Origin of the sequence: Streptomyces sp. NPDC058812 (assembly GCF_042744565.1) — a bacterium.
GTDB lineage: Bacteria > Actinomycetota > Actinomycetes > Streptomycetales > Streptomycetaceae > Streptomyces > Streptomyces thinghirensis.
The window spans coordinates 202,959-221,103 of record NZ_JBHYOB010000012.1 but is presented as its reverse complement, the minus strand read 5'-3'; the positions used below and the strand labels follow the sequence as shown (position 1 = coordinate 221,103).

Annotated in this window: 12 protein-coding genes; 2 read left to right on the top strand and 10 right to left on the bottom strand. The window is 71.4% G+C overall.

The window, feature by feature from the left end:
* The 4 genes from ACFW48_RS25015 to ACFW48_RS25000 all read right to left on the bottom strand — a co-directional run.
* The coding region (locus ACFW48_RS25015; RefSeq protein WP_386318017.1) for a flavodoxin-dependent (E)-4-hydroxy-3-methylbut-2-enyl-diphosphate synthase at positions 1-398 on the bottom strand (398 nt) is incomplete at its 3' end.
* Positions 399-651: 253 nt separating this feature from the next.
* Complete coding sequence (locus ACFW48_RS25010) at positions 652-1,944, bottom strand: M50 family metallopeptidase (RefSeq protein ID WP_386318033.1); 1,293 nt, start codon at positions 1,942-1,944, stop codon at positions 652-654.
* 8 nt (positions 1,945-1,952) lie between these two features.
* The gene (dxr, locus tag ACFW48_RS25005; RefSeq protein ID WP_386318016.1) at positions 1,953-3,209 is read right to left on the bottom strand and encodes a 1-deoxy-D-xylulose-5-phosphate reductoisomerase; all 1,257 of its coding nucleotides are present in this window, start codon (positions 3,207-3,209) and stop codon (positions 1,953-1,955) included.
* A gap of 125 nt (positions 3,210-3,334) precedes the next feature.
* Positions 3,335-5,281, bottom strand: coding sequence for an acyl-CoA dehydrogenase family protein (locus ACFW48_RS25000; protein ID WP_386318014.1), 1,947 nt, complete (start codon positions 5,279-5,281; stop codon positions 3,335-3,337).
* Positions 5,282-5,613: 332 nt separating this feature from the next.
* Here ACFW48_RS25000 and ACFW48_RS24995 point away from each other — a divergent pair, with 332 nt between their 5' ends.
* Together ACFW48_RS24995 and ACFW48_RS24990 are read left to right on the top strand one after the other, a co-directional pair.
* Positions 5,614-6,627, top strand: coding sequence for a LacI family DNA-binding transcriptional regulator (locus ACFW48_RS24995; protein ID WP_386318012.1), 1,014 nt, complete (start codon positions 5,614-5,616; stop codon positions 6,625-6,627).
* A 151-nt stretch (positions 6,628-6,778) separates the two neighbouring features.
* Positions 6,779-8,821, top strand: coding sequence for a TIM-barrel domain-containing protein (locus ACFW48_RS24990; protein WP_386318010.1), 2,043 nt, complete (start codon positions 6,779-6,781; stop codon positions 8,819-8,821).
* 66 nt (positions 8,822-8,887) lie between these two features.
* Here ACFW48_RS24990 and ACFW48_RS24985 read toward each other — a convergent pair whose 3' ends face one another.
* The 6 genes from ACFW48_RS24985 to ACFW48_RS24960 all read right to left on the bottom strand — a co-directional run bounded on the left by ACFW48_RS24985 (position 8,888) and on the right by ACFW48_RS24960 (position 18,129).
* On the bottom strand, positions 8,888-9,595 hold the full coding sequence (locus ACFW48_RS24985; RefSeq protein WP_386318008.1) for a hypothetical protein: 708 nt from the start codon (positions 9,593-9,595) through the stop codon (positions 8,888-8,890).
* Between the two features lie 37 nt (positions 9,596-9,632).
* Positions 9,633-11,834 (bottom strand): glycoside hydrolase N-terminal domain-containing protein, encoded by a 2,202-nt coding sequence (locus ACFW48_RS24980; protein WP_386318006.1) that lies wholly within the window; start codon positions 11,832-11,834, stop codon positions 9,633-9,635.
* Positions 11,831-13,807 carry a beta-galactosidase gene (locus tag ACFW48_RS24975; RefSeq protein WP_386318005.1) on the bottom strand — a complete coding sequence of 659 codons (1,977 nt, stop codon included), beginning with the start codon at positions 13,805-13,807 and terminating at the stop codon, positions 11,831-11,833. The genes ACFW48_RS24980 and ACFW48_RS24975 overlap by 4 nt, the downstream gene beginning before the upstream one ends.
* Entirely contained in the window at positions 13,807-16,023 is a 2,217-nt protein-coding gene (locus ACFW48_RS24970; protein ID WP_386318003.1) for a 1,4-beta-glucanase, read from the bottom strand. Before ACFW48_RS24970 ends, ACFW48_RS24975 begins: the two co-directional genes overlap by 1 nt.
* 139 nt (positions 16,024-16,162) lie before the next feature.
* Positions 16,163-17,098 (bottom strand): carbohydrate ABC transporter permease, encoded by a 936-nt coding sequence (locus ACFW48_RS24965; protein WP_055421692.1) that lies wholly within the window; start codon positions 17,096-17,098, stop codon positions 16,163-16,165.
* Positions 17,095-18,129 carry an ABC transporter permease gene (locus tag ACFW48_RS24960; RefSeq protein ID WP_386318001.1) on the bottom strand — a complete coding sequence of 345 codons (1,035 nt, stop codon included), beginning with the start codon at positions 18,127-18,129 and terminating at the stop codon, positions 17,095-17,097. Before ACFW48_RS24960 ends, ACFW48_RS24965 begins: the two co-directional genes overlap by 4 nt.
* Positions 18,130-18,145 lie beyond the last annotated feature (16 nt).

The window sequence follows — 18,145 nt, the reverse complement described above, 5'->3', positions numbered from 1 at the left end:
TTGGCGATCTCCTTGACCTTGTCGTCGAACTGCTTGATGTTGCCGGGGTTCACGCGGACCGCCGCGCAGCCCGCCTCGATCGCGGCGAAGACGTATTTGGGCTGGAAGTGGATGTCCGCGATCACCGGGATCTGCGACTTCCTCGCGATCACGGAGAGAGCGTCGGCGTCGTCCTGCGTCGGGCAGGCCACACGGACGATCTGGCAGCCGGACGCCGTCAGCTCGGCGATCTGCTGGAGCGTCGCGCCGATGTCGGACGTACGGGTCGTGGTCATGGACTGCACCGACACGGGGGCGTCGCCGCCCACCGCCACGGGCCCGACCTGGATCTGACGGCTCTTGCGGCGCTCCGCGAGCCTGGTCGGAACGTCCGGCATGCCGAGAGAAATCGCAGTCATCTGCTGTGCAACCCCAAGTCGTGGATCAAGGTCCGGCCCCGTTCAGCGGCGGGCTCCGGCCTTCGAGATTACGGCACCCACGTGAACGCCAGGCACACGGCGTACGGGGAGTACACCCTTTGGCGTCCATCTGCCGGGTGACCGGCGTGAAGCCCGACCCGGAGGGACATGCTCCCCGGATCGGGCTTCTCATCGGATCGTTGCGGTTGTGCGTTCCTTCCGAACCCTCCGGATTGCCCGGACCATCGACATCTCAGCTGATTCGTACCGGATTGACGACGTCCGCCACCAGGACGAGCAGCGTGAAGCAGACGAAGATGCCCGCCACCACGTAGGCCACCGGCATCAGCTTCGCCACGTCGAACGGCCCCGGGTCCGGCCGGCGCAGCACCTTGGCCGCGTTCCGGCGCAGCGACTCCCACAGCGCGCCCGCGATGTGGCCGCCGTCGAGCGGCAGCAGCGGGAGCATGTTGAAGAGGAACAGGGAGAGGTTGAAGCCGGCCACCAGCATGACGAACATGGCCAGCTGCTGGGTGGGCGGGATGTCCAGGGTGGCGATCTCGCCGCCGACGCGGGCGGCGCCGACGACGCCCATCGGGGAGTCGGCCTCGCGTGGTCCGTCGCCGAAGGCCGCGTCCCACAGGGCGGGGATCTTGGACGGCAGCGCGGCCAGCGAGTCGACGGCGTCCCCGACCCGGTCGCCCATCCAGGTCACGGACTGGCCGAAGTCCTGTTTCACCACACCGGTGGCGGCGCTGAAGCCGAGGAAGCCGGCGGTGACGTACTCGCCCTCGACGATCTGTCCGTTTCCGTCCTTCTTCGCGACCTGGTTGGTGGCGATGGTCGCCTGGAGGGTGACCTCCTGGCCGCCGCGCTCGACGACGACCGGCACCTTCTCGCCGGGGTTGGCGCGGATCATGTTGGACAGCTTGTCCCAGTCGTCGGTCCGTACGCCGTCGAAGGCGACGATCTTGTCGCCCGCGCGGAGACCGGCCGCCGCGGCCGGGGAGGCCGGGTCGGACTTGGTGCAGTCGTCGCGGTTCTCGCTCTGCGAGATGACGCACTGGGAGACCGAACTGACGGTGGTGGTCTGCTGCGAGATGCCGAAGCCCATCAGGACGGTGAGGAACAGCACCACCGCGAGGATGAGGTTCATGAACGGGCCCGCGAACATCACGATGACCCGTTTCCAGGGCTTGCGCGTGTAGAACAGGCGCTTCTCGTCACCCGGCTGCAGTTCCTCGAAGGCGGCCGAGCGGGCGTCCTCGATCATCCCGCGCCAGGGCGAGGTGGAGCGTGCCTCCAGCCGGCCGTCGGCGCCGGGCGGGAACATGCCGATCATGCGGATGTAGCCGCCGAACGGAATGGCCTTGACCCCGTACTCGGTCTCGCCCTTCTTCCGCGAGAAGAGCGTCGGCCCGAAGCCGACCATGTACTGCGGCACGCGGATGCCGAACATCTTGGCGGTGGACAGGTGCCCCAGCTCGTGCCAGGCGATGGAGAACAGCAGGCCGACCGCGAAGACGACTATGCCGAGGATGAACATCAGGGTCGTCATGCACGGGCCTCCGCCGTCTGTGCCGCCAGTTGCCGGGCCCGGGTGCGTGCCCAGGTCTCCGCTTCGAGGACGTCCGCGACGGTGAGCGAGGTTCCCGCCCGGGGGGTGCCGTGTTCCTCGACCACCCGCGTGACGGTCTCCATGATCCCGAGATACGGCAGCGCGCCGGAGCGGAACGCCTCGACGCACTCCTCGTTGGCGGCATTGAACACCGCCGGGGCCGTGCCCGCGAGCTCCCCTACGTGCCGGGCCAGGTTCACCGAGGGGAAGGCCTCGTTGTCGAGCGGGAAGAACTCCCAGGTCGACGCCTTGCTCCAGTCGAAGGTGGGGGCGGCGTCCGGGACGCGTTCGGGCCAGCCGAGGCCGATGGCGATGGGCCCGCGCATGTCGGGCGGCGTCGCCTGGGCCAGTGTCGATCCGTCCGTGAACTCAACCATCGAGTGGACATACGACTGCGGGTGCACGACCACCTCAATGCGGTCGAAGGGAATGTCGTACAGCAGGTGGGCCTCGATCACCTCCAGGCCCTTGTTGACGAGAGTGGCGGAGTTGATCGTGATCACCGGGCCCATGGCCCAGGTGGGGTGGGCGAGGGCGTCCTCGACGGTGACGCCCGCCAGCTGTTCCTTCGTCCGCCCCCGGAACGGGCCGCCGGACGCGGTGACGACCAGCTTGCGCACGTCGGCGCGGGTGCCGGCGGCCAGCGCCTGGAAGAGGGCGGCGTGCTCGGAGTCGACCGGGATGATCTGCCCCGGCTTGGCGAGGGCCTTGACCAGCGGGCCGCCGACGATGAGCGATTCCTTGTTGGCCAGCGCGAGGGTGCGGCCCGCCTCCAGGGCGGCCAGGGTCGGTGCCAGCCCGATGGAGCCGGTGATGCCGTTGAGGACGGTGTGGCAGTGGGATGCGGCGACCTGGGCGGCCGCGTCGGGTCCGGCGAGGATCTCGGGGAGCGGCTCCCCACTGCCGTACTGGTCGCTCAACGCCTCCCGCAGCGCCGGTACGACGTCCTCGCGGGCGACGGCGACGGTCCGCGCCTTCAGCCGGTACGCCTGCTCGGCGAGGAGGGCGACCCGGCCGCCGTTGGCGGACAGGGCGGTGACCCGGAAGCGGTCCGGGTTGCGCAGCACGAGGTCGATGGCCTGGGTCCCGATCGACCCGGTGGACCCGAGGATCACCACGTCCTTCGGGCCGTCGCCCGCCACCGGGTCGTACACGAGGTGGGGGTCGGCGAGTGGGGCTGGACTGTCGCTCATCCCCCCATTGTTGCCGCAACCGCCCGCCGGGAGGACAGCGCGTCCCTCGCACGGGTGTCGCGGTGCCTTCCCGGGGCCGCGGCCCGGCTGGGGCGGCCCCGGGAAGGTCCTGGCGTGCGGCCGGTCTACCGGATGGGACGGTGGACGTTCTCCCGCCGTGATTCGCCCGGGGCGGCGTCCGCGATCCAGGGGCCGTCCCCCGACGGGTCGACGACGCCCTGCTCCAGCCACTCGTAGGCGCCGCCCAGCACGCCCTTGACGACCTTGCGGTCGAGGTCGTCGGTGTTGGTCCACAGGCGGCCGAAGAGTTCCTCGACGCGGATGCGGGCCTGGCGGCAGAAGGCGTCGGCGAGCTGGTAGGCCTCGCGGCCGTGGCCGCCCTCGGCGCGGAGGTGCTCGGCGCGCACGCACGCGGCGCTCATCGCGAACAGCTCGGCGCCGATGTCGACGATCCGGCCCAGGAAGCCCTGCTTGGTCTCCATCCGGCCCTGCCAGCGGGACATGGCGTAGAAGGTGGAGCGGGCGAGCTTGCGGGCGGTGCGTTCGACGTAGCGGAGGTGTCCGGACAGGTCGGGGTGACCGGTCGGGTGGAAGTCGGCGTAGGAGCGCGGGAGCTGGCCGGGCCCGGCGACCAGCTTCGGCAGCCACTTGGCGTAGAAGACGCCGGCCTGCGCGCCCGCCCGCGCCTTGTCCGACAGGGTCTTGTCGGGGTCGATCAGGTCGCCGGCGACCGAGAGGTGGGCGTCGACGGCCTCACGGGCGATCAGCAGGTGCATGATCTCGGTGGAGCCCTCGAAGATCCGGTTGATGCGCAGGTCGCGCAGGATCTGCTCGGCGGGCACCGCGCGCTCACCGCGGGCGGCGAGGGAGGCCGCGGTCTCGAAGCCTCGGCCGCCGCGGATCTGGACCAGCTCGTCGGCCATCAGGCAGGCCATCTCGGAGCCGTAGAGCTTGGCGAGGGCGGCCTCGATGCGGATGTCGTTGCGGTCCTCGTCGGCCATCTGGGAGGAGAGGTCGAGGACCGCCTCCAAGGCGAAGGTCGTCGCCGCGATGAACGAGATCTTCGAGCCGACCGCCTCGTGCAGCGCGACCGGCTTGCCCCACTGCTCGCGCACCGCCGACCACTCGCGGGCGATCTTCAGGCACCACTTGCCGGCGCCGACGCACATGGCGGGCAGCGAGAGGCGGCCGGTGTTGAGGGTGGTGAGGGCGATCTTGAGGCCGGCGCCCTCCGGACCGATGCGGTTGGCGGCCGGGACGCGGACGCGGTGGAAGCGGGTGACGCCGTTCTCCAGGCCGCGCAGGCCCATGAAGGCGTTGCGGTTCTCGACCGTGACGCCCTCGGAGGCGGCCTCCACGACGAAGGCGGTGATGCCGCCCTTGCGGCCCTCCGACTTCGGGACACGGGCCATCACGACGAGCAGGTCGGCCACGACGCCGTTGGTCGTCCACAGCTTGACGCCGTCGAGGACGTAGTCGTCGCCGTCCCGGACGGCGGTGGTGGCCAGCCGCGCCGGGTCCGAGCCGACGTCCGGCTCGGTCAGCAGGAACGCCGAGATGTCGGTGCGGGCGCAGCGCGGCAGGAACGTGTCCTTCTGCTCCTGCGTGCCGAACATCTTCAGCGGTTGCGGCACGCCGATCGACTGGTGGGCGGAGAGCAGCGCGCCGATCGCGGGATTCGCGGATCCGACCAGGGCGAGGGCCTTGTTGTAGTAGACCTGGGTGAGGCCGAGGCCGCCGTACTTGGTGTCGATCTTCATGCCGAAGGCGCCCAGCTCCTTCAGCCCGGTGATCACCTCGTCCGGGATCCGCGCGTCGCGCTCGATCACGGACCCGTCGATCTTCGTCTCGCAGAAGTCGCGCAGCTTGGCGAGGAACTCCTCGCCGCGCTGGACGTCCTCGTCGGCCGGGAGCGGGTGGGGGTGGATGAGGTCGAGGCGGAAGCGGCCGAGGAACAGCTCCTTGGCGAAGCTCGGCTTGCGCCAGTCCTGTTCCCGGGCCGCCTCCGCGACCTCGCGGGCCTCACGTTCGGTGACGGTGGATCGGGAGGAGGGGGTGGTTGGTGCGGACATGAGGCTCACCTCGCCGCGAATCGGCATCGGGGGGAAGTACGTCCACGAAGATCGCGACGGTTCGTCATACCGCGAAGTCGCGGACGTACGTTACTAGTCGGTGCTACCCGATCGTATGTACCCGATCCCGGGCGGTCCCACCACCCTCCGTGCGGCCGTTCGGCCGATGCCCCGGAGGGAGAACGGCAGAAGGACGGCGGGAAAGAAAGGTGTCGAAGCGCTTCGACAACCTATGGACACCCACCCTCACTGAGGTTACTGTCGAACCACCCTCACCCACCCCCGTCCACCCCGCGCGCTGTCGAAGCGCTTCACAAAGCTTGGAGAGCTGGATGGTCACCCTCGCCGAGGTCGCCCAGCACGCCGGAGTCTCGGCGAGCACGGTGAGCTATGTCCTCAGCGGCAAGCGGTCCATCTCCACCACCACCCGGCAGCGGGTCGAGGAGAGCATCCGGAAACTCGGCTACCACCCGAACGCGGGTGCCCGCGCCCTGGCCAGCAGCAGGTCGAACATCATCGCCCTGATGATCCCACTGCGCACGGACATGTACGTCCCGGTGATGATGGAGATCGCCATCGCGGTCGCGACCAGTGCGCGCACCCACGGGTACGACATCCTGCTGCTCACCGGCGAGGAGGGCCCCGACGCGGTGCGCCGCGTCACCGGCAGCGGGCTCGCCGACGCGATGATCCTCATGGACGTCGAACTCGACGACGAGCGGCTGCCCCTGCTGCGCGGCACCGACCAGCCGTCCGTGCTGATCGGCCTGCCCGCCGACACCACCGGGCTGACCTGCGTCGACCTCGACTTCCGGGCGACCGGCGCGCTGTGCGTGGAGCACCTGGCGAAGCTGGGACACCGCGACATCGCGGTCATCGGCGAGGCGCCCGCGGTCTACGAACGGCACACGGGCTTCGCCGAGCGCACCCTCGACGGGCTGCGCACCCGCGCGCGGGAGCTGGAACTGCGGCTGCTGCACCGCCCCTGCGAGGGCGGGTACGACGCGATGGCCGCGACCCTCGCCCGCGTCTTCGACGAACGCCCGGACACCACCGGGTTCGTCGTCCAGAACGAGTCAGCGGTCGAGCCGCTGCTCGCCCTGCTGCGCCAGCAGGGCCGGGCCGTCCCGGAGGACGTGTCGGTGGTCGCAGTCTGCCCCGAGCAGGTCGCCACCCAGGCCTCGGTGCGGCTCACGTCGGTCGCCGTGCCCGCGCAGGAGATGGGCCGGCATGCCGTGCAGCAGCTGGTCGCCAAGCTCGACGGGCGCGGGAGCGACGAGGTCGTGCTGCTCGCACCGGAACTGACGGTCCGGGCCAGCTCGGGGCCGGCGCCCACCGGGTCATAGCTCTCCGCTCTCCCAGTCGCTCTCCGCTCTCCCAGTCGCTCTCTGCTCCCCCAATAGCTCTCTGCTCTCTCAGTGACCCCTTGCTCTCCCAGTGACTCCCTGCTCTCTCAGTAGCTCCCCGTTCTCCCGCACTCCCCCAGGAGCCGCCTCCGTGAACCAGCCTGCCGAGATACAGCCAAAGGTCAGCCTCGCCCAGTCCTCCCCCACCGTCGGAACGTTCCGCGAGCGGGACGGTGCGCTGGAGTGGAGCGGCCGTCAGGAGACCGTCCGGATCGAGGCGTGGGGGCCGGACGCGGTCCGGGTCCGGGCCCGGATCGGCGGCCCGGTGCTGGAGGGGTTGCCGGGAGCACTCCTCACCGAGGCGCCGGCGACCGAGAGTGCCGTCAAGATCGAGGACGGGCACGGCTCGCTGACCGTCGGGGCGCTGACCGTGGAGGTCGGCCCCGAGGGACAGGTGCGCTTCGTACGGACCGCGGACGGCGGTGAACTGCTGGCCGAGGAACCCGCCCACTTCTGGTGGCCCGGCCCGCGCCTGTACACGGCGGTCGGAGGCGGGCACCACCGGCTGGAGCAGCGGTTCGCCGCCTACGACGACGAGAAGCTGTACGGCCTCGGCCAGCACCAGCACGGCCGTCTCGACCAGAAGGGCCTGGTCGTGGACCTGGTCCAGCGCAACGCCGAGGTCTCCATCCCGGTCCTCACCTCCAGCCGCGGCTACACGCTGCTGTGGAACAACCCGGCCATCGGCCGCGTGGAGCTGGCTCACAACGGCACCCGCTGGGTCGCCGACTCCGCCCGGCAGATCGACTACTGGATCACGGCGGGCGCCCCGGCCGACGCGCAGCGCCGCTACAGCGCGGTGACCGGCCGTACGCCGATGCTGCCCGCGTGGGCGGCGGGTTTCTGGCAGTGCAAGCTGCGCTACCGCACCCAGGACGAACTCCTGGCCGTCGCCAGGGAGTACAAGCGCCGGGGCCTGCCGATCGGCGCCATCGTCTGCGACTTCTTCCACTGGACGCACCTGGGCGAGTGGAAGTTCGACCCCGCCGAGTGGCCGGACCCGGCGGCCATGGTCCGTGAGCTGGACGAGCTGGGCATCAAGCTGGTGGTGAGCGTCTGGCCGTCGGTGTCCCCGCTGAGCGAGAACCACCCGGTCATGGAACAGCGCGGCTACTTCATCGGCACCCAGTACGGCCCGATGGCGCACGCCGACTGGCCGGACAAGGAGGTCGCGTCGACGGTCCAGGTGGCCTTCTACGACGCCACCAACCCCGAGGCCCGCGACTTCGTGTGGTCGAAGATCAAGGAGAACTACCTCGACGAGTACGGCATCACCGCCTTCTGGCTGGACGCCTGCGAGCCCGAGCTGAAGCCCGGCTTCCCGGAGAACCTGCGCTACTGGGCGGGACCGGGCCTGGAAGTCGGGAACATGTACCCGACCGAGAACTCCCGCGCCTTCGACGAGGGCCTGCGCGCCGCCGGCGTGGACGAGGTGATCACCCTCAACCGCTCGGCGTGGGCGGGCAGTCAGCGCCACGGCGCCGCCCTGTGGTCGGGCGACATCGGTACCGACTTCGCGACCCTGCGCCGCCAGATCGCGGCCGGTCTGAACACCGCCCTGTCGGGCATCCCGTGGTGGAACACGGACATCGGCGGCTTCCACGGCGGCGACCCGGACGACCCGGCGTACCGCGAGGTACTGGTCCGCTGGTTCCAGTTCGGCGCGCTGTCCCCGCTGATGCGGCTGCACGGCTTCCGCGACCCGGGCATGCCGCTGGGCCCGGACATGACCGGCGGCCCGAACGAGGTGTGGTCGTACGGCGAGGAGGCGTACCCGATCCTCGGGAAGTACCTGCGGCTGCGCGAGCGGCTGAAGCCGTACGTGCTCGACGTCATGCGCGAGGCGCACGAGGAGGGGCTGCCGGTGATGCGGCCGCTGTTCCTGGAGTTCCCCGGCGACCCGGCGGCCTGGCCGGTGGACGACGCCTACCTCTTCGGCCGGGACCTGCTGGTCGCGCCGGTACTGACGGCGGGCGCCACCGTCCGGACGGCGTACCTTCCGGCGGGCGCGCGGTGGACGGACGCGTGGACGGGTGAGACGTACGAGGGCGGGGCGACCGTGACGGTGGACGCGCCGCTGGACCGCATCCCGCTGTTCCTGCGGGACGGGGCGCGGCTGCCGGTCGCGGAGTGAGCGCGGGGTGAGCGAAGGGGCCGGTCCCGGGCGGGGCCGGCCCCTCGGCCGTGCTGCGGTGCGGGGTCAGCCGCCGCTGACCGTCAGGTTGTTGGTACGGAAGTCGAGGCCGCCGGCGGACGAGGTGATCTCGTAGCCGAACTGCACGTCACCGATGGTCTCGTTGCCCATCCAGCCCTTGGTGTCCTTGATCCACTTCAGGATCGGCAGGATGTCGACGGTGCCGAAGTTCGAGTCCGAGGTGCGCAGGAACGAGAAGACCTCGTTGGCGCCGTTGTCCCCCTTGTAGACGTTCCAGGAGTGGCCGCCGAGGGTGACCGAGCCCTGCGGGCTGCCGAGCGGGCCCACGGCCCCGTTGTGGTTGACCCAGAGCATGATCTCGTAGTCGTAGTCCGTGTCCCAGATGTCGTACGACGTGTTGTACGCGCCGGACGACGGGACCGTGACGTTGTAGCTGCTGCTCAGCGAACCGAGGGAGGCGATCGGCTTGTTGATCACCTTCTTGGCGTTCGGGTAGGACTTGATGCCGCCGGTGTTCGGGTGGTCGGCCCAGACGCCCCAGTTGGTGCCGGAGTTGGCCCAGACGCACTGGCTGCCTGCGCCGGAGCCCCAGATGTTGTTGTAGAGGGTGTAGCCGTTCAGGCTCGTGTTGCCCCACTGGTCGCAGGTGTTCCAGACGGCGGCCTGGGCGGGGGCGGAGGCGAGGCCGACGGTGGCGCCGAGGGCGAGGGCCGGGGCCAGCAGGGCGGTCAGGGTGCGGGTGCGTGGTGCCATGGGGTTCCTTCCATGGGTGGGGGGAGTTGCGGTGCTGCTACCGCGCCTTGACGCTGATGACGCGGTCCTCTCCGGCGGCCAGGTCGAGCGGCTCGGCGCCGGAGGGAGTCCTCAGTTCGATGCGGTGGGTGCGGCCCGGGCGCAGGACGGCCGTCGCGGCGCCGTCGGCCGTCCAGGTGAGGTCGAGTTCCGCTCCGAACCGGGTGCGTACGCCCGTGAGCCGGCCCTCGCGGCAGCTCCCCGGGAGCGCGGGGAGCAGGACCAGCCGGTCGGGGGTGGACTGCACGAGCATCTCCAGGAGCACGGCCGGGAGGGCGTGCGCGGCGTCCGCGTTGTACACGTCGCGGTGGGGGTAGTGCGCGCTCATCAGTGACGGGTGGAAGAAGTCGCCGTCGAGCACCTGGCCGAGGGCGTGGGCGACCCGTTCGGCGTCCCGGAGGCGGGCCGCGATCAGGGCGTGGTGGAGGTGGCCGTGGGCGGAATCGTTCTCGGCGCCGCGCAGTGCGAGGGCCCGGTGGGCGGCCTCGGCGAGGGTGGGGGTGTCGTACGGGTTGATCTCGTCGAGCGGCCAGACGCCGTAGAGGTGGCTGAGGTGGCGGTGGTCGTAGTTGTCCTCCAGTCCGGGCCGGGCCCATTCGGCGAGGGCGCCGTCGGCGTTGGTCCGGTGGGGTGGGAGGCGGTCGGCGAGCGCGCGCCAGCGGTCGGCGTGCTCGGGGTGGCGGTCGGCGGCGGTCAGCAGGGCGTGCCGGGCGGCGGAGAGGTCCATGGCCGCGTTGACGGTGCCCCAACTGGCGTTGGCGGGCCGGTTCTCGGGTGAGTAGGAGGGAACCACGACCGCGTGTCCGTCGTCGTCGGTCCGGGTGAGGAAGTCCTCGTAGAACAGAGCGACTTCGGCGAGCGCGGCGGTGGTGCGGGGGTCGCGGTCGCCGCGGGTCTCGTCGTGGTCGACGAGGGGCTTGAGCAGCCAGTCGGCGCCCGCGGTCCACAGGTGGAGCGGGTACTCGCGGCTGAAGTGGTACGCGTGCCCGGACTCGCCGTCGGTGTGCGACGGCGCGACGACGCCTCGGGTGCCGAAGATCGCGCGGGCGTTGTCCCGCCAGTCCGGGAGCTGCCCGTGGACCAGGGCGGCGTGGGCTTCGGTGACCTCGGGGAGGGCGGCGGCCGCGGCGGAGGCGGTCTGGAGGTTGAGGTTGGCGTTGGTGGTGAACGCCCCGGACCAGGCGGTGTTCCAGTCGCCGGTCCACAAGCCGGTCAGGCGGGGCGGGAGGAGGCCGCTGGCCGACAGGAGGTGGTAGCGGCCGGCGGCGAAGAGGCGTTCCAGGAGGGCGGTGCCGCCGGGGCGTTCGAGCAGCGCGGAGCCCGGCAGGGCGCGTTCGGCGGGGTCGGCGGCGAGGTCGAGGGTGACCCGGTCGTAGGCGGTGCGGTGGAGGGCGAGGTGGCGGTCGAGGAGGCCCTCGTACGACGTCCCGTCCGGCAGGTCGCGCAGGGCCCGGCCCTCGGTGACCACGTCCAGCTCGCCGGTGTGCCGGCGCACCCGGGTGAGGAGCAGTACCTCCGTGGCGCCCTCGACGAGTACGCCGGGCGGAACCAGCTTCGTGGTGCCGCCGGTGACCGCGACCAGGGTGACGCCGGTGTACGCCAGGTCGCTGCCGGGGTAGCGGGCGCGCAGGCTGAGCAGGGCGCCCTCGGGGGTGAGGGCGGCGCCGTGGCCGACGCCCAGCCCGGCGGGGGCGCCGGGGAGACGGGGGTCGAGGGACAGGTCGAGGGTGAGGTCCGGGGCGGTGACGTGCTGGACGATCACGTCGTCGGCGCGGGAGACGAAGACACGGCTGGTCCAGGTGGAGCGGGTGGCGGTCGTCTCGCCGGTGGTGAAGTCGACGGAGCGGCGGTAGGCGGCGTGGGTGTCCCCGGGCGGTCTGTTCAGGCGCAGCTGGAAGGCCGGGTGGAAGGGGCGTACCCATCGCGTCGGACGGCCGTCGGTGAATCCCTCGGCGGCGGTCGTGTCCCCGGCCAGCAGGCGGTCCTGGAGGGCGGGGAGTTCGGCGGCGAGCCGGGGCGGGCGGCGGTGTCCGTCGTCGCCGTTCGGGCGGACGAGCGTGTGGTGGGTGACGATGACCCGGTCGGCGTTCGGATCGCCGAACACGAGGGCGCCGTGGTGGCCGTTGCCGCTCAGGAAGGCGTCCTCCCAGCGGGCGGCGGGCTCGGGCTCCCAGGTGCCGTGTACCGGCGTACTGGTCATGAGGCCTGCTCCGTGAGGACCGCCACGCCGTAGCGGCCGAGGGTGACGCGGTCGGTGACGCTCGCGTCGGTCAGCAGGTCGCGGTGGGTGCCCGGGATGTCGACGGTGACCGGGTCGCGGCCGTGGTGGAGGAGGAAGAGCAGGTCGCCGCGGCGTACGGCCTCGACGCCGGCCGGGAGCCCGTCGAGCACGGGGCGGGCGCCCGCGTCGGCGGCGATGCGGGCGAGCAGGTCGCGCAGCGCGTCCGGCTCCGGGAGGGTCGAGAGGTACCAGGCGCTGCCCTTGCGCAGGACGGCCGGGAGTCCGTCCAGCTCGCCGCCCTTGTAGCGGACGGTCTCGGTGGCGGTGCCGTCGGGCTCGATCTCCTCCGACCACAGGGTGCCCCGGAAGTCGTCGCAGGCGGCCGTCTCGTCCGCCTCCAGGGGCCACCACTCGTGCAGGGTGCGGATGCCGAACAGCTCGCGCAGCCGGGCGTCCATGCCGCCGGGCCTGACCCGGTCGTCCTCGTCGGTGACGCCGGTGAGGAAGCCGCAGACGAGGGTGCCGCCGCCGCGGACGAAGGCGAGGAGGTTGTCCACGGCCGCGTCCGTGAGCGCGTAGAGCTGGGGTACGACGACCGCCTTGTACGGGGTCAGGTCGTGCTCCGGGTGCGCGAAGTCGGTGGTGAGGTGGGCTTCCCACAGTGCGCGGTGCCAGGCGCGCAGGACGTCGGGGTAGTCGAAGCGGGTGGAGGGGCGGCCGTCCTGGGCGCCGGCCCACCAGGAGTGCCAGTCGTGCAGGACGGCGACGTCGGCGGTGATCGTGGCGTCCGCCGCGTGCGGGCCGAGCTTCGCGAGGTCGGCGCCGAGCTGCTTGACCTCCTGGTACGTACGGCCCTGCGCCCCCGCGTGGGAGACCATCCCGGAGTGGAACTTCTCGGCGCCCTGCCTCGACTGGCGCCACTGGAAGTAGCAGACGGCGTCGGCGCCGCGGGCGACGGCCTGGAGGGACCACAGGCGGTTGAGGCCGCGCGGCTTGGGGTGGTTCACGCCGCGCCAGTTGACGGGCCCGGCCGCCTGTTCCATGAGCATCCACGGACCGCGCGCCTGGGAGCGGGTCATGTCCTGGACCAGGGCGCCTTCCTGGGCGCCGAAGGGGTCGCGCGGGTCGGGGTAGAGGTCGACGGAGACGACGTCCTCCTCCTCGGCCCAGCGCCAGGCGTCCTGGCCGGACCAGAGCGGCATGAAGTTGGTGGTCACCGGCAGGTGCGGGGTGTGGCGGCGGACGATGTCGCGTTCGGCGGCGTAGCACTCCAGGAGCATGTCGGAGGTGAAGCGCCGGAAGTCGAGGACCTGGGTCGGGTTCTTCAGGTAGTGGGCACGGCGGGCCGGCAGGATCTCCGCCCAGTCGCCGTAGCCCTGGCTCCAGAAGGCGGTGCCCCAGGCGGTGTTGAGGGCGTCGAGGGTGCCGTAGCGGTCCTGGAGCCAGCGGCGGAAGCGGGTGGCGGCCTCGTCGCCGTGGTCGTAGGTGCAGTACTCGTTGTTGATGTGCCACATGGTGAGGGCGGGGTGGCCGGCGTAGCGGGCGGCCAGGGCCTCGGTGATGGCGGCGGCGTGGCGGCGGTAGGTGGCGCTGGAGTGCGAGAAGTGCTGCCGGCCGCCCCACCACTCGGTGCGGCCGTCCTCGTCGCGGGGCAGGGTGTCCGGGTGGAGCCGGCCCAGCCAGGGCGGGGGCGAGGAGGTGGGGGTGGCGAGGACGACGCCGATGCCGTTCGTGTGCATCAGGTCCATCACGCGGTCCAGCCAGGCGAAGTCGCGGACGCCGGGGCGTGGTTCGAGCTTCGCCCAGGAGAAGACGCCGAGGGTGACGGAGTTGACTCCGGCGTCCTTCATCAGGCGGACGTCCTCGTGCCAGGTCTCCTCGGGCCACTGCTCGGGGTTGTAGTCGCCGCCGTAGAGGATGCGGTGGCGGGTGGTGTCCGACAGGCTGGGCATCAGCGGGGCTCCCCGTACTGGATGCCGCGTCCGTTGGTGGCGAGGTAGACGCGGCCGTGCACGCGGGGGTCGCCGGTGATCGTCTCGCCGGTCCAGCCCCACTGGTGGTGGTCGTCGTTGATCCGCGTCCAGCTCTTCGCCTCGTCGTCGGAGCGGTAGACGGCGGTGATGGCCTCGGTGGAGCCGACCTGGTAGATCGCCGGGTAGCCGGCGCCGTCGGCGGCCTTGCCGAAGCCGAGGGTGTACGAGGCCCAGCAGCTGTCGACCTTGGTGAAGGTGGCGCCGCCGTCGGTGGAGCGGTGCAGGCCGTTCCACTTGGTGCTCAGCCACAGGTCGCCGGACCGGCCGGGCGCCGCGACCAGCTTGAACTGGGCGTCTCCGGCGGGCAGTCCGGTCGCACGGTGGGTGAAGGAGCGGCCACTGTCAGTGCTGGCGAGTAGCGTTCCCGTGTCGGTGTCGTATGCGTAGAAGAGCGTCGGGTCGGCCGGGTCGGCGACCGGCGTGGCGCCCTTCGGGAAGGAGGGGATCTCGGACCAGGTCGTGCCGTTGTCCGCCGAGCGGTGAGCCACGTACTTCGTGCCGTCCCAGTGCACGAAGGACCACAGCAGCACGCTGCCGTCGGCGTTGGTGGCGATCGGTCCCGGTGCGTTCTCGGCGATGTCGGGCTGGGCCGCGAAGGGCGCCCAGGTCCGTCCGCCGTCGTGGGAGTACGCGCCGTTGCCGTTCTCGCCCCAGCCCGCCCGCACGACGTACGCCGGTCTGCCCGCCGCCTGCGCGAGTCCCGTCGCCGACCCGGACACGGGGTTCGTCGCCATGCCGCCCGCCGGAGACGCCGTGAGCCGTTCGTGGTACATCACGCCGATGTCCCGCGACCCGCTGAGCAGGTGCGCTCCCCCGACCGGGGGCGAGATCAGCTGGGTCACGGACGTCTCCTCCAGGCCGCGGATCTGCGGGGCCCAGCGTCTGAGGTCGCGGGTGCCGTAGAGGGTGGCGCCGGTGCCGTAGACGAGGTGCCCGGAGTCGTACGGGTCGAGGGCCACGGCCTGGATCCACCAGCCGAACTTCGGGACGTCCTCGCCCCACTTGAGGAAAGGAGTCTCGGACACGTCGAAGACAGCCGAGTCCTTCAGGGACGTCCAGGTGCGGCCGCCGTCGGTGGTCCGGTACAGGGTGTCGACCGCCGCCCAGCGGTTGTTGGTGGAGACGACGACGGTGCCGGGGCGGCGGGCGTCGACGGCGACGCCGCCGTAGCCGAAGTTGTCGGCCGACCCGTCGCCGGTCGTCCCGCCCGGCCGCACGGGCGTGACCTCGGTCCAACGGCCGTTCACCGTGCGCAGCTTGTGCACGCTCCCGGTGGACTGGCCGTTCGGGCCCGGCGCGTCGGCGTACGTCACGTACAGCTCACGGGTGTGCCGGTCGTACGCGGCGCGTATCGGGACCTTGGCCGCGGTGCCGGAGGGCTGCCCGGGGACGGGCTGCCAGGTGGCGCCGTCGGGCGTGCGGAAGAGGTTCGGCGCGGTGCCGCCGGCGTCGCCCCAGCCGGCGTAGACGGTGCGGCGGGCGGCGACGAGGAGGGTGACGCCCTGGCCGGTGGCGCTCGGGGCGGCCGGGAAGCCGGTGGCGGGGGCCCAGGTGGCGCCTCGGTCCGTCGACTTCCAGAGGCCGTCGTGCCGGGTGCCCAGCCACAGGGTGTCGCTGTCGCGCGGGTCGACCAGGAGCCGCTCGCCGGTGCCCCGGCCGTCCTCGTTGGCACCGAGCTTCACGGTGAGGTCGGTGCGCCGCCAGGTCCTGCCCCGGTCGTCGGAGCGCAGGATCGCGCCGTTGCCCGCCCAGTCCTGCGCGTAGGTGCCGCAGGCCAGGTAGAGCCGGTCCGGGTGGGCGGAGTCGACGGCCATCGCCTCGACACCGAGGAGGTTCCAGTCGTCCCACCCGAGGTGGTCCAGGAGCGGCACCCAGCGGGCGGCCCGGTCGTCCCAGCGGTAGGCGCCGCCGATGTCGGTACGGGCGTAGGCGAGCCCCCGGACACGGGGGTGGAACAGGACGCCGGTGATGAATCCGGTGCCGCCGATGACGACGTTGCGCCAGCGGTAGGGGCGGGCTTCCCCGGTCTCCTCGGCGGCTCGGGCGCGGCCGGGAGCGAGGGGAAGGGCGGTGAGCGCGGCGGCGGTCGCGGTTGCGGCGAGTACAGCACGCCGGCTCGGGGGGAACGCGTGCATGACATACCTCGTTCTGCGGTGGGCGGAGGATGGAGAAACCCGAGGGGCGCGGGGCTGTGCGGATGTGCGGCTCCGCCGCGGGGGCGCGAGGAGCCACTACGACGCGACAGCCGAAATGACCACACCGGCCCCCGGGGCCTCAGCCCTTGACCGCCCCGGTGAGCATCCCCTTCTTGAAGTGACGCTGGACGAACGGCGACAGCACGGCCACCGGCAGCAGGGCCATGACCATCACGGCCATCTGCACGGCGAGACCGGACAGTTCACCGGTCTTGATCGCCTGGCCGAGGCCGACCGGCGCCTCCTGCTTCTGCACCAGTTGGATCATCACGTTCTGGAGGGGCATCATGTCCTGGTCGTTCAGGTACAGGGAGGCGTTGAACCAGGCGCTCCAGTACCCGACGGCGTAGAACAGCGTGATCACCGCGAGGACCGCCCGCGACAGGGGCATCACGATCCGCCACAGGATGCGGAAGTCGCCGGCGCCGTCGATCCGGGCGCTGTCGATCAGTTCCTGGGAGATGCCCATGAAGAAGCCGCGCAGCACCAGGATGTTGAAGACGCTGATCGCGCTGGGCAGGATCAGCGCGAGATAGCTGTCCGTCAGTCCCAGCGACTGCACCAGCAGGTAGGTGGGGATGAGGCCGGCACTGAAGAACATGGTGGCCAGCAGGACCATCAGGACCCAGCGGTGGCCGAGGGACCCGCTGCGGGACAGTCCGTAGGCGCACAGCACCGACACCGCCATCGAGAACAGCGTGCCGACCAGGGTGACGCCGATGCTGACGGCCGCCGCGCGGGTGACCTGGCCGCCGCTGAGCAGTTCCTGGTAGGCGACGAAGGTGACGTCCGTCGGGATCATCACCAGACCGCCGGCCTCGTCGATGGCCTTGCGCGTGGACAGGCTGGTGACCACGACGATCCACAGCGGGAACAGGATGGCCAGGCAGGCGAGGAGCAGGACCAGCCCCTTGGCCGCGAGCCCGGCCGGGCCGGCCTTCTCCTCCCACACCGGCCGGGGCGGGGCCGCCCAGCGGCCGGGCGTGCGTGCGGGCTTGTCGATGACGGCGGTCACTTCTTGTACACCCCCTGCTCGCCCATCAGATGGGCCACCTTGTTCGCGATCAGGACCAGGCCGAGACTGATGACGCCCTTGACGAGCCCCGCCGCGGCCGCGAAGCCGAAGTCCTGGTTGCGCACCCCGTTCCACCACACGAAGGTGTCCAGGACCTCCGCCGCTCCCGGGCCGACGGCGTCGCGTTGCAAAAGAATCTGTTCGAAGCCGACGGTCAGGGCGTCGCCGACGCGCAGCACCAGGAGCAGGGCGATCACCGGGCGCAGTGCGGGCAGCGTGACGTGCCACATGCGGCGCCAGCGGTTGGCGCCGTCCATCGCCGCCGCCTCGTACAGGTCGGGGCTGACCGAGGCCAGCGCGGCGAGGAAGACGATGATCCCCCACCCCGCGTCCTTCCACACGCTCTGCGCGGTGACCAGGAACTTGAAGGTGTCGGGGTCGGTCATGACGCTGAGCCCGTCGTACCCGTGGTCGCGCAGCAGCGTGGACAGGAGCCCGGCGCCGCCGAGGAGCTGCTGGAAGACGGCGACGACCAGCACCCACGAGAAGAAGTGCGGCAGGTAGAGGATGGCCTGCGAGATCGCCCGCACCCGGGGCCGGACCACGCTGTTGATCAGGAGCGCGAGGAGTATGGGGATCGGGAAGTACAGCACCAGCTGGAGGAAGAACAGCACCAGGGTGTTCTGTACGGCGTTCCAGAAGGCCGAGTCCTCGAAGATGCGCTGGAAGTTCTCCAGCCCCACCCACGGGCTGTGCAGGATGGAGACGATCCCGTTGTCGCTGACGTAGGGGTCGTAGTTCTGGAAGGCGACGACGTTGCCGAGGATCGGCACGTAGTTGAAGAGCAGCACCAGCAGCACGGCCGGCAGCGTCATCAGCAGCAGCGCGCGGTCGCGCCGGAACCTCAGCCGCAGGCTCAGCTTTCCGGCGGGTGGTTTCCTCCCGGTACCGGTGGCCCCGTCGGGCGCCACGGGGGTCTTCTCCGTCGCTTCGGCCTCGGCCCTGCTCCGAGGCACCGTGCTGTGGGACACGGCCGTTCTCCTTGCC

Coding starts and splice junctions, on each gene's coding strand:
- dxr (WP_386318016.1), bottom strand. CDS start 3,209: ATGAGCGACAGTCCAGCCCCACTCGCCGACCCCCACCTCGTGTACGAC.
- ACFW48_RS25000 (WP_386318014.1), bottom strand. CDS start 5,281: ATGTCCGCACCAACCACCCCCTCCTCCCGATCCACCGTCACCGAACGT.
- ACFW48_RS24980 (WP_386318006.1), bottom strand. CDS start 11,834: ATGACCAGTACGCCGGTACACGGCACCTGGGAGCCCGAGCCCGCCGCC.
- ACFW48_RS24995 (WP_386318012.1), top strand. CDS start 5,614: ATGGTCACCCTCGCCGAGGTCGCCCAGCACGCCGGAGTCTCGGCGAGC.
- ACFW48_RS24970 (WP_386318003.1), bottom strand. CDS start 16,023: ATGCACGCGTTCCCCCCGAGCCGGCGTGCTGTACTCGCCGCAACCGCG.
- ACFW48_RS25010 (WP_386318033.1), bottom strand. CDS start 1,944: ATGTTCATCCTCGGCATAGTCGTCTTCGCGGTCGGCCTGCTGTTCTCC.
- ACFW48_RS24975 (WP_386318005.1), bottom strand. CDS start 13,807: ATGCCCAGCCTGTCGGACACCACCCGCCACCGCATCCTCTACGGCGGC.
- ACFW48_RS24985 (WP_386318008.1), bottom strand. CDS start 9,595: ATGGCACCACGCACCCGCACCCTGACCGCCCTGCTGGCCCCGGCCCTC.